Consider the following 23,158-nt stretch of genomic DNA (forward strand, 5'->3'; position numbering starts at 1 on the left):
GTTTCGTGCTCCTTCGGGGAGGTTCGGGCTCAGCGGTAGGAGGCGCGGGTGCGGATGCGGGAGACGCCGAAGAGGACGAGCAGCGTCGCCGCCATCAGGACCACCGCGACGGCGGCACCGGTGAACAGCGAGCCTCGGTCGGTGGCCGCGTAGATCTGCACGGGAAGCGGCATCCAGTCCGGCGGGTAGAGCATCATCGTGGCGCTCAACTCGCCCATGGAGAGCGCGAAGCAGAGGCCCGCTGCCGCGGTGAGCGACGGCAGCAGAAGCGGCAGCTTCACCTTCCACAGGACGTACGAGGGCCGGGCACCGAGCGATGCGGCGGCCTGTTCGTACGCCGGGTCGAGACGGACGATGGCAGCCGAAACCGACTGGTAGGCGAACGCCGTGACAAGAATGGTGTGCGCGAGGATCACGATCCAGCGGGTGCCGTTGAGGATCATCGGCGGCTTGCTGAACGCGACGAGGATCGCGAGCCCGACGACGACGGAGGGCACGGCGACGGGCAGCATGAAGAGGGTGTCGAGGACGCGCTTGCCGCCCTTCTTCAGCGAGGCCGCGGCGAGCGCGGCCCAGGACCCGACGGCCAGCGCGAGCAGGCTTGCGCCGACGGCGGTGACCAGGCTGGTGGTGAGCGCCTTGAGCGAGTCCCCGCGGGTGGCTGACTCGTAGTGCCCCGCGGTGAATCCGGAGGGAAAGGCGCCGGACCAGTGCGAGGAGAACGAGGCGGCCAGGATCACGAGGAGAGGCAGCGCGAAAAGAGGCAGGAAGAAGACGAAGAAGACAGCCCAGGTGGCCCACTTCCCCTTGCGGCTATGCACCAACACGACGGCTCACCACCCGGTAGAGGCTGTAAAGACCAACGGAGATCGCGATGTTGACGACGGCGACGACACAGGCCGCCGGATAGTCCGATTCGAGAATGGCCTTGCTGTACACGAGCATGGGAAGGGTCGTGACCCCCTTCGCTCCGGTGAACAGAACAATCCCGAATTCGTTCAGACACATGACGAGTACGAGGCTGCCGCCCGCGGCGAGGGCGGGAAGCGCCTCGGGCAGGATGACCCGCCGGATGATGCGGCCGGGCTTGGCGCCGAGGCTCGACGCGACTTCCAGCTGCGCTGTGTCGATCTGTGAGAACGCGGCGAGCAGCGGGCGCATCACGAAGGGCGTGAAGTACGTGATCTCGGCGAGGAGAACGCCCCACGGAGTGGTCAGGAACTGGAACGGTCCCTCGGCGGCGCCTGTCGCGTCCGTCCACATTCCGTTCGCCATGCCCTTGGTGCCGTAGATGAACAGCAGGGCGAGGGTGATGAGGAAGGACGGAAAGGAGAGAAAGACGTCGATGAACCTGGCGACGGCTTTCCCTCCAGGGAACGGCACAAAGGCGATGATCAGCGCGAGCGCGAACCCGAGCACCAGACACCCGACGGTGGACCCGACGGCCAGCCACACGGTGGTCCCCAGCGCCTCCCGGAACGCTTCGGACCCGAAGACGTCGGAGTAGGGCTGGAGGGAGGTCCCGCCGGTGTCGGGCTGGACGGACTGCTGGACGACCAGGGCGAGGGGGTAGAGGAAGAAGAGGGCGAGGAGAGCGATGGGGGGCAGGGCCCAGACGAAGCGGGGTATCTGCCGCTTGGGCGAGGGGCTGCCGCCCCCGCCCACCGCGTCCGGCCGTCCCGGCAACCCCTGCTGCCCAGGCCGTCCCTGCTGTGGGCAGGCGTTCCGCACGGCGGAACGGGTGGGCACAGCCCCCGATGCAGGGCCACTCTTCACCAGGCGTCCACCGGAGCTATCCATCGGTCACCCCCGCACCCAGCAGCACCGCGTCCTCCGGTGCGAAGTGCAGCGTGACCTCGTCACCGATCGAGGGCGGCGTCCGAAGCTCCCGGAGGTCCGCCTTGACCCGCTGCCCGCCGACATCCACGTACAGCCGATGGGTGGCCCCCCGCCACTGCACCTCGGCGACACTGCCCGTCAGGGCGTTGGGACCGTCCCCGAGGCCCACCAGATGCGGCCGCACGCACAGGGTGGCCGTCACCCCGGCGGCCAGCTCCCCGGTGTCGACCTTCAGGTCGGCGCCCCCGAGCGAGACGGTGCCGGACCCCACCCGCACCGGCAGCAGATTCGCGTTCCCCACGAAAGAAGCCGTGAACTCGGTGCGAGGCGAGCGGTAAAGCTCCTGCGGAGTCCCGCAGTCCCGCAGCCGCGCCTTGTCCATGACGGCGATCCGGTCCGCCAGGGTCAAGGCCTCCACCTGGTCATGGGTGACGTACAGAATGGAGACGTCGGGCAACTCCCGGTGCAGGCGGGCGAGTTCACCCAGCATCCCCGACCGCAGCTGCGCGTCGAGCGCGGAGAGCGGCTCGTCCAGCAACAGCACCCCCGGCCGGATGGCCAGCGCCCGCGCGATGGCCACCCGCTGCTGCTGCCCGCCGGAGAGCTCCCGGGGGAAGCGCTTGGCGTACGAAGCCATCCCCGTCATGTCCAGCGCCTCGGCGACCCGCCCCGGAATCTCGGACTTGGCGACCTTCTGCGCCTTCATGCCGAAGGCGACGTTGTCCTCGACCCGCATGTGCGGGAAGAGCGCGTACTGCTGGACGACCATCCCGATCCCCCGCTGATGCGGAGGAAGGCCGGTGACATCGCGCTCCCCGATGTACACCCGCCCTGACGCGGGCCGCACGAACCCGGCGACGGCCCGCAGCGCGGTCGTCTTGCCCGAGCCCGACGGGCCGAGCAGGGCCATGACCTCGCCGGGCTCGACGGTCAGGTCGAGCGAGTCAAGGACGGTGTTCCTGCCGTAGGCGACCGAGACGTCCTCGAAGCGGATACCGCTGCGCACGCGCGCGGAGGCGGGGGCAGAGGCGGGGGCGGAGGTGGGGGCGGCGCCGCTCACTCGTCAACACCCCTGAGCAGACCGGGCAGTTCGGCGACCGACCCGAGCACATGGGTGGCCCCCGCCCCGCGCAGCGCCTCGGCGTCATGCGCCCCGGTGAGCACACCGGCGACCACATCGGCCCCGGCCCGCACCCCGCTCTTCATGTCGTACGCCGTGTCGCCCACGACGGCGATCTGCTGGACGCCGTCCACCGCGCCCGTCCGCAGGAAGGCGCTCAGCACCATGTCCGGGTAGGGCCGCCCGCGACCGCCCGCGTCGGCGGGGCACAAGGTCAGTCCGACCAGGTCACGCCAGCCCAGCGCGCCCAGGATGGCGTCCTGCGTGACCCGGGCGAACCCGGTGGTCAACACCACGGTCAGACCGGCCGACTTGAGCTCTTCGACGGCTTCCCGCGCGCCGGGGATCGGTGCGATCAGACCCCCGTCGACCAGCTCCCCGTACGCCTTCTCGAAGGCCACGTTGCCCCGCTGGGCGAGCACCTCGTCACCGAAGAGATGCCGGAAGACGGAGATCTTGGACTCGCCCATGGTGGCGCGTACGTAGTCCAGCTTCTCCGCGTGGTCGGCCGAGTCCGGCTCGACGCCGAGTTCCCGCGCGGCGGCGGAGAAGGCCTGCTCGACGAGGCCCCCGTCGGCGACGGTGGTCCCGGCCATGTCCAGCACCACGAGGCCCACGCCGCCGCGTGCGGTCGGCTTTGCGGTCGACTCCGCGGTCAGCTTTGCGGTCACCTTCTGGGTCAACTCCCTCACCATCCCAACTCGTCGGCGGTCTTCTCCGCGATCGCGGGCGAGCACGTCATGCCGCGCCCGCCGGGCCCGGTGACCAGCCACACGCCCTCGCGCACCTGCTGCCGGTGCACGACACGGGTCGTGTCGACGCACTGCGCGTACACCCCGGCCCAGCGCCGTTTGATCTTCGGTAGCGGGCGGCCCAGGAAGCCCTCGACGACCTCGGTGAGGTGGTCGTAGGGGTCTTCGAGGGTGTCGAAGGCGAAGGGGTGCTCGTACTCGTGGGTGTCGCCGATGGTCAGGCCGCCGTCCTTGCGCTGCACCATCAGGAGCTGCATCTTGTGCGCGGCGGCGGTCGGCGTCTGCGCCTGTCCGGCGTTGAGCGCGTCGAGGGCGTCCGACATGTACGCGGGGTAGTAACGGAAGCTGTCCGCGTCGGCGACGGAGGTGGTGAGCGCCTCACCGAGGGGCTCCGTCTGCATCATCTGCAGCCGCACGCGCCGCACCGGCAGGTCGGGCCCGGCCAGCTCCCGCACGAGCCCGCCGAGCCAGGCACCGGTGGCGAGCACGACGACGTCACCGGTGTGTACGTCACCGTGGTCGTCCCGCACCGCGTTCTCGCCGACGACTTCGCGGACCTCGCGGCCGGGCAGGAAGGTGTAGCGGGGCGACGCCAACAGCGCTTCCCTCAGCCGCAGTTGAGCGACGCGCGGCTCCACCGCCGCGTCGCGCTCGCACCACAGCCCCGCGATGAAGTCACCCCGCAGGGCCGGGTTGAGGGCGCGGGCCTCGTCGGCACCGAGCAGCTTGTAGCCGCGGGCCGCCGCGTCGGGCCGGGTCAGGGCGGCCTCGGCGACCGCGCGCTCGCGTTCGTTGCGCACGAGGGTGAGGGAGCCATTGGCCCGGAAGCCGATGCCCTCCACCCTCGCGCCTATCTCCTCCCACAGCTCGCGGGCCCGCAGGGCGGTGTCCAGCTCCTCGCCACCGGCGCGGCCGCTCACCCATATCTGCCCGAAGTTGCGCAGCGAGGCCCCGCGGGCCTCGCTCTCGCGCTCGATCTGTACGACCTCGTGGCCGCGTTCCACTGCGTGCCAGGCGTGCATGGTTCCCACCACGCCGGCTCCTACGACGATGACTCTCACGGCGGCAACGCTCCTGGGGACGAGTGACCCGCTGTCGTCCTGTCGGCAACGGGACGGTGAACTGCCACCCAAGGTTGGCCTAGACCCGTTACGTTCTCGTTATCAACGTGGGTCGTTCTGCCCCGATTGCCGTACGAGGGAGGGGAGTTCAGGTTCCGCCGTTGCCCAGGTGGGTGGTGAAGGAGAACCGGTCGCCCCGGTAGAGGGTGCGGACCCGCTCCAGCGGGTGCCCGGAGGTGTCCCGTGAGACGCGGTGGATCAGGAGCATGGGCAGCGCGGGCGGGGTGCCGATCAGGAGGGCCTCGCGGGGCGTGGCGAGGACGGTCTCGATGCGTTCGTCGGCGTCGCCGAAGGAGATGCCGAGCCGATCGCGGAGGTAGGCGTAGAAGGAGGAGTCGGGCTCGAACTCCCGGTCGAGCGCGGGCACGCGGGCCACGGAGACGTACGTACTCTCCAGCCCCACCCGCTCGTCGTCGGCGAGCAGCACACGCTCCATGTGCCAGACGGGCTCCCCCTGCTTTACCCCGATCTCGGCGGCGAGGACTTCGGGGGCGGGGAACCGGTCGAGGGAGATGAGATGCCGCCCGGGGGTACGCCCCTGCCGCCGCACACCCTCCGTATAGCTCGCGAGGGACAGCGGCTGCTCCAGCTTGGGGCCCGCGACGACGGTGCCGCGCCCCTGCCTGCGCAGCCGCCCTTCGAGCAGCAGCTCACGCAGCGCCTGCCGCACGGTCTCCCGCGCGACCTCGTACCGCACGGCGAGATCCCGCTCGGTCGGCAGCGTCTGCCCGTCCCCCAACTCCTCTATCAGGTCGGCGATCCTGGCCTTCACCGCGTAGTACTTCGGGATGCGGCCGTGCTCGGGGATGCCGGAGCGGATGGGGGCGCCGGGGGCCTGGTCGAGCAGGTGCGCGGGAGGGTGCGGGGAGTTCGGGTTGTCCACGCAGGGATGTTCGCAGACGTACGTGAACAGGTAGGTGAACGGAGGGTGCCGTGCGGGCGGGGCGGGCGGGCCGGTGACCGAGGGGGACGAGGGGGGCCGAGAGGGCCGAGGATGCGTGCCCGGCTCAACGCCTCCGCGCGGCTCGCACCCGCCTGGTCCCTACGAGAAGCGCCCAGCCCCCGGCGAACAGCGCACCGGCGACGGCACTGACGCCGAGCAGGGCGCGGGGTCCCGTGGCGGCGAGTTCATCGGCGTACGAAGACCCTCCGGCGTCGTGGCGCTCACGCCCTCCGCCGCTGCCGCCGTCGGCGTCGCCTCCGTCCCGCCCGCTGTCCGCGGTTCCGTCGGATCCACTGTCGGTGTCGGTGTCGCTGTCGGCGTCCTCATCGGCATCGACATCGACATTGATGTCGAACGGATAGTCGTCCGACTCGCCCACCCAGTCGCCGTCGTCGTCACGGCGCTGGACGACGGCGGCGGAGATGACGGCATGCTCGGAGCGGGCCTCCGAGGTGAAGGAGAGGCGCACCTTGACGGCGCGGGTCCGCCCCGCCTTGACCGTGAACCCGGGGAATCCGTCGTCGAAGACGCCGACGTTCTCGTCCCGGTCGGTCCGCTCGAACTCCACGGGACGCCAGCGGGTGCCGTCGCGGAACTCCAGCTGGATCTCCCGGGGGCGCAGCTCGCGCTCCTTGTCGACGATGACGACGACCGGGTGGATGTTGCCGCAGGTGCCGCGGGTGGTGTTGGCCAACTCGACGGACCAGCTCCGGTAGCCGCCCCCGGCCTCGTAGGTGGGGGGCCCGCCCTTGATCCGCGTCCCGATGGGGAAGCCGCCGCCGTTGGGGGCGGAGCAGGTGGGGGGCTGCGCCGATTGCGGCCGCTGCACGATCGCCGCCGCGCCCGCCGCGTCGCCCGTGGGCATCCCTCCCGCGGCTGTCGCGACGGGCGCGAGGGCGGCAGCTGCGGCAACGGCGGTGACACCGGAGGCGAGAGAGCGGCAAAGTCGCATGGAGGGCCTTTGCTGAGCGCGGAGGGGCGGGAGCTTGAGCGGGGGCCGTAAGACAGTGGGCATGGGCCGCGACCATGCCACGCACCCCCAGGCCCACCGGGCCCGCCACAACCCCGTACCGCCGACTGGACCGCGCAAGTCCCCCCTATCAGCCGACTTTCCGTTAATTGCGGTTGCCGGGGGCTGCCGCTGAGCAGAAGCGCGCGATCAGCTCAGCCGGGCATCGGCGTAGACGGTCATCGCATCGCGCTGGTAGACGGCGAGACCGTCGGCGATCTTGTCGAAGTTGGCCCGCATCCGCGGGTCGTCGACATAGGTCTGGCCCACCCCCTTGTACGCGGCCGCATTCGGGGTCCAGAACCGGCAGATGCCCTGGTAGTTGGCGTGCACCTCGGCCTGTACCGCGGGGTCGGACACCGGCGTGCCGGCCACCATGAACTCCGCCATGCGGATCATCTGCGCCGTCACCTCACGCTGCCAGCGCTCCGTGTCCTCGGAGGTCATCGCGTCGACGGCCCGCCGGGACTGCTCCCACGCCTGCGGCCACCGCTCCCGCACCTCGGCCTCGGCCTCGGAGGGGGGCTGGAACCCGTCGAACAGGTTCTCCGGCTTGTTGATCTTCGTCATGTGACCCTTGTCCTTGCCTTCTTCCAGTTCGGCGATGGTGCGGCCGACCGTACGGGCCAGCGTCTCCAGCCGGTCCCGTTCCGCGAGCAGCCGTTGGTGGTGCTCACGGAGCACGGCCACCTGGTCGAGCCGGCTGTCCAGGACCGCCTGGATCTCGCGAAGCCCCAGGCCCAGCTCCCGCATCAGCAGGATCTGCTGCAACCGCAGCAGATCGGCCTCCTCGTAGTGCCGGTGCCCGTTGCTCCCGATCCACGCGGGCGGCAGCAGGCCGATCTCGTCGTAGTGCCGCAGCGTCCGCGAAGTCACCCTGGACATCCGCGCCACCTCCGCGATCGACCAGGCCATGACCGGTGCCTCCCTCGCCGGGCCGGTCTCTCCGGCCACACACATGACGGTAGAAGTTGCCGCAACGGCAAGCGCAAGCCCAGAGTCCTGTCGGTCAGGCACCAGGCCTGCCCCGCCGAAAGGCACCAGGGCCTGACCCGTCGGACAGGCCCTAACCCCGCCCCGCCGGAAACGCCACGTCCGCCCGCCCGAACAGCGGCGCGAGCACCAGTTGCGCGGCGCCCTCCGCGACGCCCCTCTCGCCCCCGGACGCGACGGCGACCGGGACCTCCGTGTCGCCGCCGCCCCGCCGGGCGCGTGCGGAGACGACGGCTCCCACTCCTCGTACGAAGCGCTCCTCGTCCGCGAGGACGGCCCGCCCGCCGAGCAGTACGAGATCGATGTCGAGCAGGCTGACCAGGTTGCCCGCCCCCGCCCCCAGGACCCGCGCCGCCTCGTCCAGATCCCCCCGCGCGACCGCGGCCAGGCACAGCGCCTCGATGCAGCCGCGGTCCCCGCACCCGCACTCCGGGCCGTCCAGCTGGATCACCTGGTGGCCGAACTCGCCCGCTCCGGTGCGCTCCCCGCGGTAGAGACCCCCGCCGAGCACCAGGCCCGCGCCCAGTCCCGTCCCCAGATGCAGATACGCGAAGGAATCCGCCACCCCGCCGAGCGCGAGCCCCAGCGCGGCGGCGTTCGTGTCCTTGTCCACGACGACCGGCAGCCCCAGGCGCCCGGCGAACGCGTCCCGCAGCGGGAAGCCGTCCCACGCGGGAAACCCGGTCACGCGGTGCAGGACCCCGTCGGAGTGGTCGAGCGGGCCCGGCAGCGCGACCCCGACGCCGAGCAGCCCCGCATCCACCGGGGCCCCATCGCCCCCCGGCACCCCGACCAGCTCACGCACCACCCCCACCGCCACGTCGACCACCGCCTCCGCGCCCTCCCCGAACTCCAGCGGCGCCCGGCGTTCCGCGACCACACGGCCCGTCAGGTCGGCGAGGACCGCCGTCAGTTCGTCGCGGTCCAGGTGGAGGCCGACCGCGTGTCCGGCGTCCGGGACGAGCCGCAGCAGCGTGCGCGGCTTGCCGCCCGTGGACGCGCGGCGGCCCGCCTCCGCCGCCAGCCCCTCCGTACGCAGCCGCGCGGTGATCTTGCTGACGGCCTGCGGTGTGAGCCCGGTGCGCTCGGCCAGTTCCAGGCGGCTTATGCCGGCCTCGCCCGCCGTGCGCAGCAGGTCGAGCACGAGGGCGGCGTTGTGCCCGCGCAGCGCCGGCAGGTTCACCCCGGCGCCCGGCCTGCCGCCGACTCCCCTGCCGCTGCTGCTGCCGCCTCCCTTGCCGCCGCTGCTGCCGCCACCGGCTTCCCTCGCCGTATCAGTGCTGTTCACACCCCCATTGTCGCTCGCGCTTGCGCTTTGGCAACAGCGTTGCTTAAGTGGAACGCATGACTGGTACAGGCTCTCCTCTACGCGTCGCCCTCATCGGATACGGCCTCGCGGGCTCCGTCTTCCACGCCCCGCTGATCGCCGCCACCGAGGGCCTCGTCCTCGACACGGTCGTCACGTCGAGCCCCGAGCGGCAGGCCCAGGCCCGCACCGAGTTCGGTGACGGGCTGCGTTTCGCCGCGTCGGCGGACGAGCTCTGGGCCCGCGCCGACGAGCTCGACCTGGTGGTGATCGCGTCCCCGAACAAGACGCACGTCGCACTCGCGACCGCCGCCCTCAAGGCGGGCCTCCCGGTCGTCGTGGACAAGCCGATCGCGGGCACGGCCGCCGAGGCCCGCGAGCTCGCCGCGCTCGCGGACGAGCGCGGGCTGCTCCTCTCCGTCTTCCAGAACCGCCGCTGGGACAACGACTTCCGCACGCTCCAGAAGCTCGTCGCCGACGGCGAACTCGGCGACGTCTGGCGCTTCGAGTCCCGCTTCGAGCGGTGGCGTCCGCAGCCCAAGGGCGGCTGGCGCGAGTCCGGGAACCCCGAAGAGATCGGAGGTCTTCTCTACGACCTCGGGTCCCACGTCGTCGACCAGGCCCTCGTGCTCTTCGGCCCCGCGCAGTCCGTGTACGCCGAGTCCGACGTCCGCCGCCCCGGCGCCGAGGCCGACGACGACACGTTCATCGCGATCACGCACCGGGGCGGCGTCCGCTCACACCTGTACGTCAGCGCCACCACCGCCCAGCTCGGCCCGCGCTTCCGCGCGCTCGGCTCGACGGCGGGCTACGTGAAGTACGGCCTCGACCCGCAGGAAGCCGCACTGCGCGACGGCAAGCGCCCCAAGGACGAGGAGAGTTGGGGCGAGGAGCTGGAGTGCATGTGGGGCCGCGTCGGCTCCGGCGAGTCCCCGCTGACCGGCGGCGGCACCCCGGTCGAGACGCTGCCGGGCGACTACCCCGCGTACTACGCGGCGATCGCCGCCGCCCTGCGCGGCACCGGCGAGAACCCCGTCTCCGCGTACGAGGCCGCATCGGCCCTGGACGTCCTGGAGGCGGCGCGCCGCTCGGCCCGCGACGGTGCGACGGTGGTCGTATGACGACGCCCACCGCACCGACAGTGGAAGAGCTGGAGACGCAGGAACTGCGCCTGGTACTCCCCCACTTCACGTACGAGGACGCCTGGGCGCTGGGCACCCTCCTGGTCGACCTGGCCCGCGAACGCCAGGCACCGGTGGCCATCGACATCACCCGCGGCGGCCAGCAGCTCTTCCACGCGGCCCTGCCCGGATCGACCCCGGACAACGACGCCTGGATCGCCCGCAAGCGCCGCGTCGTCGAACGCTACGGCTGCTCGTCGTTCCTGGTCGGCACGCGCTTTCGCGCCAAGGGGACGACGTTCGAGGAGTCCTCACGCCTGGACCCGGACGTGTACGCGGCGCACGGCGGCGCGTTCCCGATCGCGGTGCGGGGAGCGGGCGTGATCGGCACGGTGGTGGTCTCGGGCCTTCCACAGGCCGCGGACCACGCGATGGTCGTCGAGGCGCTGGAGCGGTTCGTCTGAACCTCCTGGGTGGGGCGCCGCTGCGTGAACGGCGCCCCCATCCCCACGAGTTACGCGTCCTTCAGCTCCTGGCGCTGCCTGCCGAGCCCTTCGATCTCCAGCTCCACCACGTCACCGGCCCGCAGGTACGGCTTCGGCTCGGGGTGCCCCATGGCCACGCCCGCCGGCGTACCGGTGTTGATGACGTCACCGGGGTACAGCGTCATGAACTGGCTCACGTAGCGCACCACTTCGGCCACCGGGAAGATCTGCTGAGCCGTGGTCCCGTCCTGCTTCAGCTCGCCGTTGACCCAGAGCTTCAGGGACAGCGCCTGCGGGTCGGGGACCTCGTCCGTCGTCACCAGCCACGGGCCGAGCGGGTTGAACGTCTCGCAGTTCTTGCCCTTGTCCCAGGTGCCGCCGCGCTCGATCTGGAACTCGCGCTCCGAGACGTCGTGCGACACCGCGTACCCGGCGATGTGCGCGAGCGCCTCCTCGTCGGACTCCAGGTAGCGAGCGGTGCGGCCGATGACGATCGCGAGCTCGACCTCCCAGTCGGTCTTGACCGACTTGCGCGGCACGAGCACGGTGTCGTCGGGACCGACCACCGTGTCCGCCGCCTTGAAGAAGATGACGGGCTCGGCGGGCGGCGTGGCCCCGGTCTCCTGCGCGTGGTCGTGGTAGTTGAGCCCGATGCACACGACCTTGCCGATCCGGCCCACCGGCGGCCCGACCCGCAGCCCCGCCGCGTCGAGCACGGGCAGCTCGCCCGCCTGCGCGGCGGACCGGATCCGGTCGAGGGCGTCCGTGTCGGCGAGCAGCGCGCCGTCGATGTCCGTGACGGTCCCTGACAGGTCCCGCAACGTGCCTTCGGCATCGAGCAGCGCCGGGCGCTCGGCCCCCGCCGTACCGACTCGCAGCAGCTTCATCGTCAATCTCCCTTGGTCGAGCGCGACCGGTCCGTCCTGACCGTTCGCGTGGCCCGGCCGATGGGTTGCGGCCATCGGAGGTTTGGAAGATCCTCCAATCTCGCCGTCCATCCCGCAAGACCCTGTTCACGGACCGGACCGTTACCCAGCGGTAGCCAGCGCGCCCGCCCCGGCGGCCCCGTACGGCATGTCGCGGTAGAGCACGGCACGCTCGACCGCGCTCCAGGTCGTGCTGGTGACGACGTACAGCGCGGCGGCCAGCGGCACGAAGGCCACGGTGAACAGCGTCATGAACGACATGAACGGCATGACCTTGGTCATCGCGCCCATACCGGGCATCTGCTGGGCGTCACCGGCACCTCCGGCGGCGGGCACCGCCAGGGCCATCTGCTTCTTCGTACGCCGGAAATTGAAGGTCGCGACGGCGGCCACGATCGCGAAGAGCCCGAGATAGACGAGCCCCTGCGCCCCGAAGACCCCGCCGTCGGCGAGCGCGTCAGCCCACCGCCCGCCGAGGGGCGCCTCGAACAGCTCGTGCCCGAGCAGCGCGTTGGCCTCGCCGCCGATGCTGCTGTTGGAGAACAGGTGGTAGAGGAGGAAGAACGCCGGGAGCTGGAAGAGGCTGGGCAGGCACCCGGAGAGCGGGGAGACCTTCTCAGCGCGGTGCAGCTCAAGCACTGCCTTCTGCAGCTTCTCGGGGTTCTTGGAGTGCTTCTTGCGCAACTCGGCGATCTGCGGCGACAGCTTGGCGCGCGCCTTCTGGCCACGGGCCGAGGCCCGCGACAGGGGGTGGACGAGGAGGCGTACGCACGCGGTGAACAGGACGATGGCGGCGGCCATCGCGGAGCCGTGGAAGACCGGTTCGAGCAGATCGGCGATGGAGCCGACCAGATCGGCGAACACGGACATGAAGTCGGACAGGAAGCCGAACATGGGGAAACCCTCCGGGGTCTCGTCGTGCCGGGGAAAAGGGGCTGGTGCTCTTTTCGGCGTGACGGCCCACGAGGGGTCTCAAGGTGTCGCTGGAGGGAGGGAGCTGTGGAGCCGGGGAACGGTGGAGCTGTCCCCTACGAGCTTTTCCTACGCGCTTTCCCTACGAGCTTTCCCTACGCGGCCGTCATGACGAGACGACCCGGTGCTCGGGGTCGCCTGCGCCCGGCGGCGTCGGGATCGCGCTGCGGCAGGAATGCCGTGCGCTTCTCGCGGTCGCGCATGGCCGTACGCACCCGGGTGCGGGGCACGGCGGGGGCGCAGCGCGCGGCGATCAGGGAACAGACGGCGAGCGCGGAGCTCGCGGCGGCGGTCGCGGCGAGCGCGACGGCTGCGGTGAGGCTGCTCGCGTCGAGGAGGACGACCTCGACGAGGAGGAAGAGGAGAAGGCCGGTGGGACGGAGGGCGGCTTTCCAGCTGCGGATCATGTCCTGCATCTCCGGTTCCCCCCTCTCATTGCTCTCTCGTCAGTCGTCGTGTCGGCTACCGCCCGTTATACAGGATCGGTCTCGCCGACCGTAAGGGTCGCCCTACCGGGGCCGCATGGACTGCAGCTTGCCCCAGACGATCAGCCGGTACTTGGAGGTGTACTCGGGGGTGCAGGTGGTGAGGGTGATGTAGTAGCCGGGGGAGCTGTACCCGCGCCCGGCCTTCACCAGGCTGCGCGGGACGGGACGGATGACACCGCTGTCACGGGCGGAGGTCTGGGCGAGGGTCTTGTCGACGACGTAGGTGTAGATGGCCTTCCGGGTCTCGACGACGAGCTGGTCCCCGTCCCCGAGCCGGTTGATGCGGCGGAAGGGCTCACCGTGGGTGTTGCGGTGCCCGGCGAGCGCGAAGTTCCCGCCCTGACCGGGCTGGGCGGTGCGCGGGTAGTGCCCGACGTACCCCTTGTTCAGTACGGCGCTCTTGCTGACGCCTTCGGCGACGGGCACCCGGATCCCGATGCGCGGGATGCGGAGGACGGCGTAGGCCTGGTCCAAGTCGGGGGTGGGGGCGGTGATGGGTCGCTGCCGCTGGGTCTGCCCGGAGGCTTCACCGCCGCCGGTGCCGGTACCGGCGTCCGAGGCACCCGGCTGGGGGCGGGACTCGGGGTCGAGGTCGGGCCCGTCGGCATCGGACGGGCCCAAGGAAGGGCTGCTCCCCCACTCCCGCTCAAGGGCCTGGACCTTGCGCTCGGCACCTTCGCGGGCCTGCCGATTGGTCCACCAGAGCTGATGGGCGACGAGAAGCAGCAGGACGAGCCCGCAGGTGACGGCGGCTTCGGCGCCGCCCCAGATGAGCCGGGCAGCGCGCCCCCGGCGCGCACGCTGCCCCTGCACGACAACAGGAACCCGCCTCGCCCGCTCCACCCGCCTCGCCCGCTCCACCCGCCCCACCCGCTCCCGCACGCCGCGGCACCTCCCCTCCGAGAGGGCGGCAGGTTAAGCCGTAGCCCGCCAAGTAGCCATGGCGCCCGCACGGGGAGCTGGTGCGAGTGCGGAATGCCCCCACGAAAGTGTGGCTGCCCTGATCTGCACGGCAACCCTGCTGCAACGCCCCCACTCGGCAGTACGGTGTCCCGTATGCGCCCCGACACGCCTGCCGACCACATCGCCGAAGCCGAGCGCCTGGAGCGGACCGCCGGCTTGTACCCCGAGGACACCGAGCACCTGCTGCTCCAGGCCGCGGCCCACCTGGAGCTGGCGGGCGAACGCGACCGCGCGACCACGCTCTACGACCGCCTGCTGGCCCCCGACGCCCCGCACCCGGCGTCGGCCCCGACCCTCATCCGCGCCCTGAAGGCCTCGAACCTCTGGGAGTACGGCCACGAGGCGGAGGCAAGGGCGATCATCGACGGCGTACGGGCGGCGACGCCGCGCGACCCGGCGCCGTGGGTGATCGTGGCGGAGTCACTGGAATCGCACGACGAGCTGACGCAAGCGCAGGAAACGTTCACAGAGGCCCTGGAACTCCTACTCCCGCCCGGCGGCTCCGCGGGCGCCCCGTCCTACGAACAACGCCCCCTCCTGTTCGGCCGCCACAGGGTGCGCCGCTTGCTGGGCGCGGAGCACGACGCGTGGGACGCGATGGCGGACGAGGTCTCGACGTCCCCCGTCCCCCTGGACGAACTGCACGACCCGAAGCGAATCTGGTCCCTCGGCTCGGACAACCCCGCGGAACTCCGCGCGGAAATCTCCCGTATCCAGGCGGAGTTGGGCTCGTACAGGGAGGCACTCTCGCGCCCCTTCCCGGTGGCGGTCCTGCACTGGCCGTCGACGGAACTGGAAGAACTCCTGACGGCGTACCCGTCCCTGGAATCCGAATACCCGTCCCACGAGGCGCACTTGTCGACCATAGAGTCCTCACTGAGGGAACTCTCGGCCTCCGGCACGCCAAACCTGGGCATCGTGACGGGCACGGTCCCGTCGTACGAGGCCTTCGCGGCATCGGAGGGCGCGCAGCCGACGGAGGTGTCACTACTGCCGCAGTACGCGACGACGCTGGCCGCGCGGGGCAGGGCTGTGGGGTGGCCGCCGGAGGCGGGGGCGGGGTGTTGGTGTGGGTCGGGGCGGACTTATGGGGAGTGTCACGGGGGTACTGACTGAGGCACGTCACGAGAGCCGAGCCCGGGCCGCTCTCTGCTGGGGAGCGTCCCGGGGGCTATCCGTAATCGCCTCCCCTACACACCCCAGCGGCGACGATGTGCCCGGACGAACCTCTTGTGTATTTGATGCTCTTCGACGGTCGCCAGCCGGACAACCTTCGAGCTTGCACCGTCGGCGTATCGGTCTACGACCTCGAGTTCGTCCGTCAGATAGATCGCCCCGCGGTCGAACTTGATGTGGCAGTTCGGGCAGAGACACAAGACGTTAGCCTCAATGTCCGGACCACCACTCGGCGCGCCAAGCGCATCTATGTGTGCACCCTCGGCGTAACTCAGGCCGTCCGGCCCTACCAACACGTCTAGCCTGCAGACTTGGCAACGGTTTTGGTGCCACTCCTTGACGCGACGAGCCACCCGAGTATCGCGGATTATCCGCTGCACCGTGGCCGTCGCTCGCCGCACCGGAGCACCCTCAAGCAGATCCCTGACCTGCCGCTCAACGGGCGTCAACTCCTGCTTCTCATCGTCCATTCGAAGAAGCTTGAACCTGCATATCTGGAACCCCGATATCCCTCTCTCTTCCCACTCCTCCACGACCTTGTACAGCCCGTCATAGCGATACCCAGTCTCCGGCGAGTAAGGCGCATCACCCTCGCTCCCGCGTATGACCCGAACCGGGTACCCCTTGATGCGACTTCGCCTCAGGCCAGCGTTCCCTTGGTTCTCCCAGTCCTGATCGGCAACCTGTCGACCGCTGTTCGCATCACGCCCACCAGCCCCCGTATAGACGATTTCGTTCCACTCGTCTCGGTCATCCTCGTAGCCATTGCTGAGCACAATCGCATCAGCTGCTCGCTCCCCCTCGTCATCCCGCCCCCAAGAGATGCCCGCCTGCTGCTCTTTATGGAGCTTGGCGGCCTTGACCTTGATTCGGGAGTCGAAGCGGGATCCGGGAAGCGTCTCCCCCACATGTCCGAAGACAGCTCTGTACGTAGGCATCCACCTATGCTGCCGACTGAACGATCAGGTGCGGCCAGAACTGGCACATCACACTTCAGCAGTGGCTGGATAGCGCCCATCAGTGGCTCAGAGCGGCCGCCATACGCCTACACCTCTGCCTCGAAGTGCACCTGCGCCCGATCCAACACTTCCTCCGCATCCCACCCATGCGCACGAAGCCAGTGAAGAACATCTACGACCACCCTCACCGCCGCCTCCTCCACTGCTCCATGCGTCAGCTTGCTCCCCGCATCCGCACACGGAAGTCGCAAGGGGTCATACAGGCAGAGCACTGCCTCCGCTCTAGCTACCGGCGGCCTCCCGACCTGGCCATCAGGACGCCCCAGTCCGGCAACTAGCTCGCACCACGTGACCTTTACGTCCGGACGCAGAATCACTCCCCAGCGGTCCGCCACCGCGTCAATCAGTGCCACGCCTCGGCCTGTTTCCGCGTCCGTCTCCGGAGAGAGAAGCGTCGGCAGTACACGCGTGTCCGGGTCATGAACCTCGAGACGGAGACGCTGCCCGCTCATGGAGACCGCTAGTGCGGTGGGCGTTCCCGGACCGACATGTGTGATGACGTTGGTCACGAGTTCGGTGACGCACAGCTGTGCCACATCGATCAGTTCAGGCAGACCCCACAGGTTGAGGTGCATCCTCATGATGCGGCGCAGCGCCGCCACTTCCTCAGGCTCAGCGAGGAACGGGATCTCCCACGGCTTCCTCGTCATGCACTCATGAACGCTCACGCCTCACCTCTCAGTCAGAGGCCCATCAGATCGATAACCAGTAGTCATCACTCATGGACCCAACATAGCGGTGCATGTGAGCATGGCAGCAGCACATCCCGCCGTGCAATGTGCACGAAGGGATTCCCTCCATAGAGTGATTGGCCTTTCTAGGGGCTTCCGGTGAGATGGAACCTCCGCTAGATGACAGGGAGTTGGAATGACCGGCTCGCCCACTGCCCGACGCCGCCGGCTGGCGATCGAACTCAAGAAGCTCCGTGAGGAGCACAACCTCACGTGCTACCAAGTGGGCAAGGAGCTCGACTGGAGCGGGTCCAAGGTCAACCGCATGGAAACAGGCACCGGACGCGTCCAACCATCGGATGTCGAAGCGCTGTGCCGCCTCTACGAGACCTCCTCTGAGCTGCGCGAGTTCCTCAAGGCCCTTGCCAAAGAGTCGAAGCTACGCGGGTGGTGGCATGCCCACGCTGCGGCGATCCCGTCTTGGTTCTCTGTCTACGTTGGGCTGGAACAAGAGGCGGCCAGCCTGCGCCAGTACCAGTGCGAGTTCACGCCGGGGCTTCTACAAACAGCCGCATATGCCACGGAACTTCACCGCGCCACCGGCCACATCAGTGAGCAGCAGCTGGAGCGTGCCATCCACGTACGGATGGAGAGGAAGCAGGTCCTCACCCGGGAGAATCCGACGGAGCTCTGGGCCGTCATCCACGAGACAGTCCTCCGTCACGTTGTCGGCGACCGCGACGTCATGAAACAGCAGCTCGAACATATGCTGGCTATGGGGAAGTTGCCGAACGTGACCCTTCAGGTCCTGCCCTTTGACGCGGGCACATATCCCGCCACCGGCGCGTACACCATCCTCGGCTTCCCTGAGCGGGGAGACCCTGATGTGGTGTATCGGGATGGGATCACTGATGCGGTCTACCTGGAAGCTCCCTCGGACGTGGACCAGTACACGAAGGCCTTCGACACCCTTCGGGCCTCTGCTTCGAGCCCGGTCCGCTCCGCCTTGTTGATTGAGAAGGTGCTTGAGGAGTACTCCTGATGATCCCCGCAAAAGGTTCCAGCGTCCCTTTGACCGCACAGTGGCGCAAGAGCAGCTACAGCAACGGATCCGGAGGCGAATGCGTTGAGGTAGCTGCCATCGGACACGCAGTCGTCGTACGCGATTCAAAGCGCCCTGAAGGTTCACTGCTCGCCGTCCAGCCGTGCACTTGGCGTGGGTTCCTCGCTGCCATGCAGCACGCAGTTGCCGAGCAGAATTAGCTCAGTTAGTAGGACAGGAAAGGAAATTTACCCAATGCGATCACCCTCCGCATACGCGCCCGCGTAGTGAAGATTCGTCCCGCGTCATCCCGTGCGTTCCCAATGGGCCCCAGGCCAGCCATTCGCGCCCGCGAGGCCGACTGTTAGCCTCTTGGGGCTTGTGCCGGTAGTTGGGTCTCGGGGGTTTGTGCGTGACGCTCATAATGGCGGCCGCGGCGATATATGGCGTCCTGCAATTGGCCTTGCTGGCCTCGCCGGTGCGGTCCTTGAAACTCTCCACGGTACTGGTGACGGTCGCCGTGGGTGTGTACGGCAGCGGCGTCATGGCGACGCTCATCGAGTACTTCTACGCGCGCGCCGCCGTTTCCCATCAGGGCCAGTCACTGACCGAGGCGATGGGGCACGGCTCCTACACTCTCGTCCCGGTGGTGGAGGAGCTTGCGCAGATCGCACCGCTGGTATTGGCGGGGGTGAACCTGAAAATCCGCTCCCAGCTGGGCTACGCCGACTTCGTCATGCTGGGTGCTGCGACCGGCGCCGGGCTCGGCCTCCTGGAGGTCCTGCTCTCACATCTGCTGGACGCACAGCGGGCCTTTCCACTTCCCGGCGGCGGGGGCTGGATGCTGTCGGGCGGCATCGGCAGCATCGGCGAGGGCTCCCCATACATTCCCGACTGGTCGACCGTGCTGAGCACGTGGCTGCCCAACTCCCTGGGCACCCTGGACTTCAGCTTCACGGAGACAAGCCTGGGCATCAACCTGCACCTTGTCTGGGGAGCCATCGATGGGCTGGGGGCGGCGATACTGCTCCGGTCCCGTGGCTGGCGGAAGCTGTTGGGCCTGCTGCCGATGGCGTACGCGATCGGGCACCATGCCCTGTTCAACTACACCGGCGGCGGCGCGGGCGGCACCGGTTGGGCCAAGACCCTGTTCAAGTTTCCCGATGCCGTCCTGGAATGGGCGCCCCTGATCTGTCTGGCGCTCGCCATGGCCCTGGACTACGCCGCGATACGCCGGGGCCGGAACGCCATGCCCGCCATCCTGCTGGACGCCGAAAGCGTCGAGGGCCGCACCGGCCTTGCTGCACTGGGCGCCTTTGCGGCCTGGCGCGTGCCGTGGAGTCTGCTGATCGCGCTGCGGTTCGCCCGCATGCGCAGATCTCTTTGCTACGCCGCCGGGCGCGTCCCGCCTGACCGCTTGCAGGGGCTGCACGCCGCGGTGGCTAACACCGCGGCACGGATGAATGCCTCCAACCACCAGGGCGCCTGGGAGACGGCCCGGGTACGCAGCCTGCTCAAGTCGGCCCGCCACCTGAGCCCTTGGCGGCGCCGTTGGCCGTTGCTGGTCATACCCCTGATCCTGATGCTGCCGTCGCTACTCTTCCTCGGGGTGGGCTCGTTCACGTCCACGAAGGCACTCCAGGAGTGGTTCACCACCGGCAACGGCCCCCGGATCCTTCTCTGGTTCGGTGTCGCAGCCCTGGTCTGGACAGCGCTGCAGTTGGTGCTCCTGCTTCGCTCCTGGCGGAAGGCGAGGCAACAGCCGCTCGCCGAGATCCTCGCGTTGATACGCCTGCGCGTGTGGGCAGCAGCCGGTTCCCTCGTGACCGGGGGTCTCCTGATGTTCGTTCACTACGGTCAGGGTGAGCCGCTGGACGGGGGCGCGACCGGTCCGGCCGCGATGCTTCTGGCATTCCTGCAGGATCTCGATCTCTATCTGGGGATCGCTTTCACCATCCTCGCGCTCTTCGGCCTCCTCATGCTCTTCCCGCCCGCCGGGCTTGCCCTGGCCGGTGGCGGAGTGGCCGCAGGTGCTGCAGGAACACTGGGAGTCGCCGAGATCAGCGCCCTGGGTGTGGCAGGCGTCGGCCTCATGGCGATGGGAAGCCAGAACAGCGGTAGCGGCGGCAACGCATCGTCACAGCCCAGTGGCAGCGGCACTGGCAAGGGCGGCGGGGCTCCACCGTGGCTGCGAGATCGCTGGAGGAAAGGCGAGCAGTTCAACAAGGACAACTGGCATCGCTATCCCCAGAACGAGATCACGCTCCAGAACGGCAAGCGCCTGGACTCGTACCGACCCGGTAAAGAGATCGTCTCGCGCAAGCTCACACAGATATCAAAGATCAAGCGCGGAACCTTCCAGAAATACATGGGTGAGTTCAGGCAGAAGTACAAGGTGGGCACGAAAATTGCGGACACCCGCAAGGCGAGGTCCAAATTCCCGAAACTCATCAACACGGAACTGGATGGCCGGTACTTCCTCGAAGTCCCTGTCCAGAAGACTCCGGTGCCGGACTGGGCGCTGAAGGAAGCCCAAAGCAGTAAGGTGATCATCCGAGACGTGAACGGCCACGTGTACAAACTCCCGAAGGGCTCAGGAAAGTGACCATCAACTGGACCTACTGCGAGGAGTGGAACAACCTCGCCGAGGAGCCCATGGATCCTCTGACGCCTGAGCAAGCTTACGCTCGGCACACCTCAGGGGATTTGTACACGGCTGTCCCGCTCACCCCCGGAACCCCCTCGCCCGAACTCCGCGTGGAGGTTCGCCTGGAGACAGGGTTCACGGCCGTCGTTTTCATGGACAACCTCGGACGCGATGAATTGCGCTACAGCTTCACCGTGATGAACGGCGCGCTCTTCCTGAAAACGGTGAGGATCTACGATTACGGAGACTCCGAGGAGCGCGGCGGCTATGCAGACGTCTGGCGCATGGAGTCGTACGAATTCACTCCGGACGGAGTTGCGGTACAGGAGGTCGAGGTCGGAGACGAGGTCTCCAGCGAGAGCCGCCGAAACGTTGACATGAGCAGCAATTGGGAGCCCATCCCTCAATTCGGCGCCTACGACTCCCTGATCCGGCGCGACCGGTGAACAATAGAGGCCACTAGAAGTTCACGCCGGGCGGCGGAGCAATCCACGCCGCCAACTGCCGAACGCACGAGTCATGAGTACCCCGAAGCCGTAAGGGAGTTGAAGGTTCGCGCCCCCATCGGCCTTCAGTAGTCGGACAGCCCCCTGCGTCGGGCTCACCGCGGCAGCAGACCCCGCTACCCGACCCGCTCATCCCGATCGGGGCCTGCGAGGACGCCGGTCGGAGCCGGAGCCGCGCGCCCGGCGCTCAGCCGGATACAGGCAACGAAAAGAGGGCCCGCTCCTGGCGGGCCCCCTTCAGCGTGGTGCCCGGTGCTCAGTAGTTGCCGTTGAACTGACCGTCGAAGCCGCCCGCGTGGTAGCCCGCGCCCTTGGTGATGCCCGCGGGGCCGCCGAGGTTCTCAAAGGCGAAGCCGCCGCCCTGCATGCCCTTGTCGTAGCCGCCTTCGCCGTGGCCCGCGCCCTCGGTGATGCCGGCCGCGCCGCCGAGGTTCTCGAAGGTGAAGCTGCCCTGCATGCCGCCTTCGTCGTTGGCGAGGGCGGTGCCGCCGGCGCCCAGGACGGCGGCGGCAGCGAGGGCGGTGGAGGCCAGAACCGTACGAATACGCATGGGGTCCCTTTCGGGTTGGTGATCTTGGGGTGTGTCGAGGTCCTCCCCTCTTCCCCGACCGCACAGACGTGCCCCGCCGCATTTCACTCGGACAGCCGTGACCGTCCGTGATCATCCGTTACTGTCCGCAATTGGCCCATCTCGGTACTACCCGACCTATCCGACCCGCTCGTCCCAGTCGATCCGGTGATCGAACTGCCAAGCCCCCCAGACCGCTCCCCCCGCCCCACCCACCTTCGTAGCCACCGGCAGCAGCGCGTCCCGCAGGGTGCGGCTCAGTGGCCCCGCCGGCTTCGGCGTAGCCGTGCGGGCCGCGGCTGACGTGGCCGTCGCCGTTGCCGTCGTGTGTTTCAGGATGCGGTCCACCCGGGGGCGGCGCAGCGCCTCGTAGGCCTTGAATGCCTTGCCCACCGGCAAGTCCCGCAAGCAGCGGGCCAGTTCTACCGCGCCCTCCGAGGCCAGCGACGCGCCCTGGCCCGACGTCGGGGACATCGCGTGCGCCGCGTCTCCGATCAGGATCATGCGGCCCCTGCTCCAGGTCTGGACGGGAGGCATCGTTTCTGTGGGGCCCGTGATCAGTACGTCCTCCGGGGGCGTGGCCGCCAGGAGGTCGGGGGCGGGCGTGCGGTCGTCCGTGAAGGCCTCGGACAGGCGCTTCAGCCACTCCCCCGCGCCCACCGCCTGCGCCTCCGCCTGTGTCAGCGGCTCGCGGTGCGGCAGGTTCACGGACCAGGCCGCCGTCGCGTCGTCGAAGATCTGGTAGGCGAAGTACGCCCGCTTTCCGTAGCACATGTACAACACGCCCTCCGTGGAGGGCAGTTCGGTCTTCGGTACGCGTGCCGTGAACGTCAGCGTTCCGGCGTAATGCGGCTTCGGGGCCGACGGGTCGATCAATGAACGCACCGTCGAGCGCAGGCCGTCCGCGCCGATCAGGATGTCCGCCTTCGCCTGCGAGCCGTCCGAGAAGCGCGCCGTCACGCCCGTGCCCGTGTCCGTCGCGTCCAGCAGGCGCTTGCCCTTGTGGACGGGGATCCCGCGGCTCGAGACCTCCGCCTCGATCGACTCGTGCAGCTCCGTGCGCCAGACGAAGCGCGTGGTGGGGAGGTCGGCGGGCGGGGCGAGCCGGGCCAGGTGTCTGCCCGTCCAGCTGCGCAGGCCCAGGGCGGTCACCGGGGTGCCGATGGCGCTCACCGTCTCCGCCGCGTCGATCGCCTCCAGCGCCTGCTGGCCGTTCGGTGCGATCGTCATCGCCCCGCCGAAGCGGGAACCCCGGCCGTTGGGCGCGGAGTCGTCGTACGCCTCGTACACCCGTGCCTCGATGCCCGCCTTGCGCAACGCCATCGCCGCCACCAGGCCTGCGACTCCACCCCCGATGACCAGGGCGGTTCGGATGCTGGAGGCAGTGGTTCGCGCGGTCATCTCTACTATCGGTCCCTCGTCGGCTGCGCCTTCGAGCGCGCCGCGGATGCGCAGCGCACACCCTCACCAACCTACGTGGCGCAGACCCCC

At 69.2% G+C, this 23,158-nt stretch carries 24 protein-coding genes; 7 read left to right on the forward strand and 17 right to left on the reverse strand.

Features of this window, described 5'->3' with window-relative positions:
• Positions 1-29: 29 nt before the first annotated feature.
• From AC07AG_RS18585 to AC07AG_RS18625, 9 genes are all read right to left on the reverse strand, one after another.
• Positions 30-827, reverse strand: a complete 798-nt coding sequence (locus AC07AG_RS18585; RefSeq protein WP_478756125.1) for an ABC transporter permease — start codon at positions 825-827, stop codon at positions 30-32.
• On the reverse strand, positions 814-1,686 hold the full coding sequence (locus AC07AG_RS18590) for a 2-aminoethylphosphonate ABC transporter permease subunit (protein WP_478756126.1): 873 nt from the start codon (positions 1,684-1,686) through the stop codon (positions 814-816). The genes AC07AG_RS18585 and AC07AG_RS18590 overlap by 14 nt, the downstream gene beginning before the upstream one ends.
• Positions 1,687-1,792: 106 nt before the next feature.
• Positions 1,793-2,899: an ABC transporter ATP-binding protein gene (locus tag AC07AG_RS18595; protein WP_478756127.1), complete on the reverse strand. Its 1,107-nt coding sequence runs from the start codon at positions 2,897-2,899 to the stop codon at positions 1,793-1,795.
• Positions 2,896-3,630 (reverse strand): phosphonatase-like hydrolase, encoded by a 735-nt coding sequence (locus tag AC07AG_RS18600; protein ID WP_478756128.1) that lies wholly within the window; start codon positions 3,628-3,630, stop codon positions 2,896-2,898. The genes AC07AG_RS18595 and AC07AG_RS18600 overlap by 4 nt, the downstream gene beginning before the upstream one ends.
• 17 nt (positions 3,631-3,647) lie before the next feature.
• Positions 3,648-4,772 (reverse strand): TIGR03364 family FAD-dependent oxidoreductase, encoded by a 1,125-nt coding sequence (locus AC07AG_RS18605; RefSeq protein WP_478756129.1) that lies wholly within the window; start codon positions 4,770-4,772, stop codon positions 3,648-3,650.
• Between the two features lie 148 nt (positions 4,773-4,920).
• Positions 4,921-5,715 carry a GntR family transcriptional regulator gene (locus AC07AG_RS18610; RefSeq protein ID WP_478756130.1) on the reverse strand — a complete coding sequence of 265 codons (795 nt, stop codon included), beginning with the start codon at positions 5,713-5,715 and terminating at the stop codon, positions 4,921-4,923.
• 124 nt (positions 5,716-5,839) lie between these two features.
• Positions 5,840-6,640 carry a hypothetical protein gene (locus tag AC07AG_RS18615; RefSeq protein WP_478756131.1) on the reverse strand — a complete coding sequence of 267 codons (801 nt, stop codon included), beginning with the start codon at positions 6,638-6,640 and terminating at the stop codon, positions 5,840-5,842.
• Between the two features lie 294 nt (positions 6,641-6,934).
• Positions 6,935-7,699: a MerR family transcriptional regulator gene (locus tag AC07AG_RS18620; protein WP_478756317.1), complete on the reverse strand. Its 765-nt coding sequence runs from the start codon at positions 7,697-7,699 to the stop codon at positions 6,935-6,937.
• A gap of 151 nt (positions 7,700-7,850) precedes the next feature.
• A complete protein-coding gene (locus AC07AG_RS18625; RefSeq protein WP_478756132.1) occupies positions 7,851-9,065 on the reverse strand; it encodes an ROK family transcriptional regulator in 1,215 nt (404 codons plus the stop codon).
• Between the two features lie 56 nt (positions 9,066-9,121).
• On the opposite strand from AC07AG_RS18625, the gene AC07AG_RS18630 reads away from it, so the two are divergent.
• Entirely contained in the window at positions 9,122-10,204 is a 1,083-nt protein-coding gene (locus AC07AG_RS18630; RefSeq protein WP_478756133.1) for a Gfo/Idh/MocA family oxidoreductase, read from the forward strand.
• Complete coding sequence (locus AC07AG_RS18635) at positions 10,201-10,668, forward strand: heme-degrading domain-containing protein (protein ID WP_478756134.1); 468 nt, start codon at positions 10,201-10,203, stop codon at positions 10,666-10,668. The genes AC07AG_RS18630 and AC07AG_RS18635 overlap by 4 nt, the downstream gene beginning before the upstream one ends.
• Before the next feature lie 50 nt (positions 10,669-10,718).
• Here AC07AG_RS18635 and AC07AG_RS18640 read toward each other — a convergent pair whose 3' ends face one another.
• From AC07AG_RS18640 to AC07AG_RS18655, 4 genes are all read right to left on the reverse strand, one after another.
• A complete protein-coding gene (locus AC07AG_RS18640; protein WP_478756135.1) occupies positions 10,719-11,576 on the reverse strand; it encodes a fumarylacetoacetate hydrolase family protein in 858 nt (285 codons plus the stop codon).
• A gap of 141 nt (positions 11,577-11,717) precedes the next feature.
• Positions 11,718-12,497: a YidC/Oxa1 family membrane protein insertase gene (locus AC07AG_RS18645; protein WP_478756318.1), complete on the reverse strand. Its 780-nt coding sequence runs from the start codon at positions 12,495-12,497 to the stop codon at positions 11,718-11,720.
• Between the two features lie 185 nt (positions 12,498-12,682).
• On the reverse strand, positions 12,683-13,003 hold the full coding sequence (locus AC07AG_RS18650; protein WP_478756136.1) for a DUF6412 domain-containing protein: 321 nt from the start codon (positions 13,001-13,003) through the stop codon (positions 12,683-12,685).
• A 93-nt stretch (positions 13,004-13,096) separates the two neighbouring features.
• Complete coding sequence (locus AC07AG_RS18655; protein WP_478756137.1) at positions 13,097-13,888, reverse strand: class E sortase; 792 nt, start codon at positions 13,886-13,888, stop codon at positions 13,097-13,099.
• A gap of 243 nt (positions 13,889-14,131) precedes the next feature.
• On the opposite strand from AC07AG_RS18655, the gene AC07AG_RS18660 reads away from it, so the two are divergent.
• On the forward strand, positions 14,132-15,154 hold the full coding sequence (locus AC07AG_RS18660; protein ID WP_478756138.1) for an SEC-C metal-binding domain-containing protein: 1,023 nt from the start codon (positions 14,132-14,134) through the stop codon (positions 15,152-15,154).
• A 74-nt stretch (positions 15,155-15,228) separates the two neighbouring features.
• On the opposite strand, the gene AC07AG_RS18665 is transcribed toward AC07AG_RS18660, so the two are convergent.
• Both AC07AG_RS18665 and AC07AG_RS18670 read right to left on the reverse strand, forming a co-directional pair.
• Entirely contained in the window at positions 15,229-16,152 is a 924-nt protein-coding gene (locus AC07AG_RS18665; RefSeq protein ID WP_478756139.1) for a YDG/SRA domain-containing protein, read from the reverse strand.
• A 107-nt stretch (positions 16,153-16,259) separates the two neighbouring features.
• Positions 16,260-16,883: an ATP-binding protein gene (locus AC07AG_RS18670; RefSeq protein WP_478756319.1), complete on the reverse strand. Its 624-nt coding sequence runs from the start codon at positions 16,881-16,883 to the stop codon at positions 16,260-16,262.
• Positions 16,884-17,100: 217 nt separating this feature from the next.
• Here AC07AG_RS18670 and AC07AG_RS18675 point away from each other — a divergent pair, with 217 nt between their 5' ends.
• The 4 genes from AC07AG_RS18675 to AC07AG_RS18690 all read left to right on the forward strand — a co-directional run bounded on the left by AC07AG_RS18675 (position 17,101) and on the right by AC07AG_RS18690 (position 21,039).
• Entirely contained in the window at positions 17,101-17,946 is an 846-nt protein-coding gene (locus AC07AG_RS18675) for a helix-turn-helix domain-containing protein (protein WP_478756140.1), read from the forward strand.
• Positions 17,946-18,167, forward strand: coding sequence for a DUF397 domain-containing protein (locus AC07AG_RS18680; RefSeq protein WP_478756141.1), 222 nt, complete (start codon positions 17,946-17,948; stop codon positions 18,165-18,167). The genes AC07AG_RS18675 and AC07AG_RS18680 overlap by 1 nt, the downstream gene beginning before the upstream one ends.
• A 191-nt stretch (positions 18,168-18,358) precedes the next feature.
• Positions 18,359-20,551, forward strand: a complete 2,193-nt coding sequence (locus AC07AG_RS18685) for an RNase A-like domain-containing protein (protein WP_478756142.1) — start codon at positions 18,359-18,361, stop codon at positions 20,549-20,551.
• Entirely contained in the window at positions 20,548-21,039 is a 492-nt protein-coding gene (locus tag AC07AG_RS18690; RefSeq protein WP_478756143.1) for a hypothetical protein, read from the forward strand. Before AC07AG_RS18685 ends, AC07AG_RS18690 begins: the two co-directional genes overlap by 4 nt.
• Positions 21,040-21,355: 316 nt before the next feature.
• Here AC07AG_RS18690 and AC07AG_RS18695 read toward each other — a convergent pair whose 3' ends face one another.
• Positions 21,356-21,649: a hypothetical protein gene (locus tag AC07AG_RS18695; RefSeq protein WP_478756144.1), complete on the reverse strand. Its 294-nt coding sequence runs from the start codon at positions 21,647-21,649 to the stop codon at positions 21,356-21,358.
• A 156-nt stretch (positions 21,650-21,805) separates the two neighbouring features.
• The gene (locus tag AC07AG_RS18700) at positions 21,806-23,068 is read right to left on the reverse strand and encodes an FAD-dependent oxidoreductase (RefSeq protein WP_478756145.1); all 1,263 of its coding nucleotides are present in this window, start codon (positions 23,066-23,068) and stop codon (positions 21,806-21,808) included.
• Between the last annotated feature and the right edge of the window lie 90 nt (positions 23,069-23,158).

This window comes from Streptomyces sp. NPDC044044 (assembly GCF_056434405.1).

Excerpts from the sequence above, each read along its gene's own strand:
- AC07AG_RS18650 (WP_478756136.1), bottom strand. The coding sequence starts at position 13,003 with ATGCAGGACATGATCCGCAGCTGGAAAGCCGCCCTCCGTCCCACCGGC.
- AC07AG_RS18635 (WP_478756134.1), top strand. The coding sequence starts at position 10,201 with ATGACGACGCCCACCGCACCGACAGTGGAAGAGCTGGAGACGCAGGAA.
- AC07AG_RS18700 (WP_478756145.1), bottom strand. The coding sequence starts at position 23,068 with ATGACCGCGCGAACCACTGCCTCCAGCATCCGAACCGCCCTGGTCATC.
- AC07AG_RS18615 (WP_478756131.1), bottom strand. The coding sequence starts at position 6,640 with ATGCCCACGGGCGACGCGGCGGGCGCGGCGGCGATCGTGCAGCGGCCG.
- AC07AG_RS18675 (WP_478756140.1), top strand. The coding sequence starts at position 17,101 with ATGACCGGCTCGCCCACTGCCCGACGCCGCCGGCTGGCGATCGAACTC.
- AC07AG_RS18665 (WP_478756139.1), bottom strand. The coding sequence starts at position 16,152 with ATGCCTACGTACAGAGCTGTCTTCGGACATGTGGGGGAGACGCTTCCC.
- AC07AG_RS18620 (WP_478756317.1), bottom strand. The coding sequence starts at position 7,699 with ATGGCCTGGTCGATCGCGGAGGTGGCGCGGATGTCCAGGGTGACTTCG.
- AC07AG_RS18630 (WP_478756133.1), top strand. The coding sequence starts at position 9,122 with ATGACTGGTACAGGCTCTCCTCTACGCGTCGCCCTCATCGGATACGGC.
- AC07AG_RS18680 (WP_478756141.1), top strand. The coding sequence starts at position 17,946 with ATGATCCCCGCAAAAGGTTCCAGCGTCCCTTTGACCGCACAGTGGCGC.
- AC07AG_RS18670 (WP_478756319.1), bottom strand. The coding sequence starts at position 16,883 with ATGACGAGGAAGCCGTGGGAGATCCCGTTCCTCGCTGAGCCTGAGGAA.
- AC07AG_RS18695 (WP_478756144.1), bottom strand. The coding sequence starts at position 21,649 with ATGCGTATTCGTACGGTTCTGGCCTCCACCGCCCTCGCTGCCGCCGCC.
- AC07AG_RS18640 (WP_478756135.1), bottom strand. The coding sequence starts at position 11,576 with ATGAAGCTGCTGCGAGTCGGTACGGCGGGGGCCGAGCGCCCGGCGCTG.
- AC07AG_RS18660 (WP_478756138.1), top strand. The coding sequence starts at position 14,132 with ATGCGCCCCGACACGCCTGCCGACCACATCGCCGAAGCCGAGCGCCTG.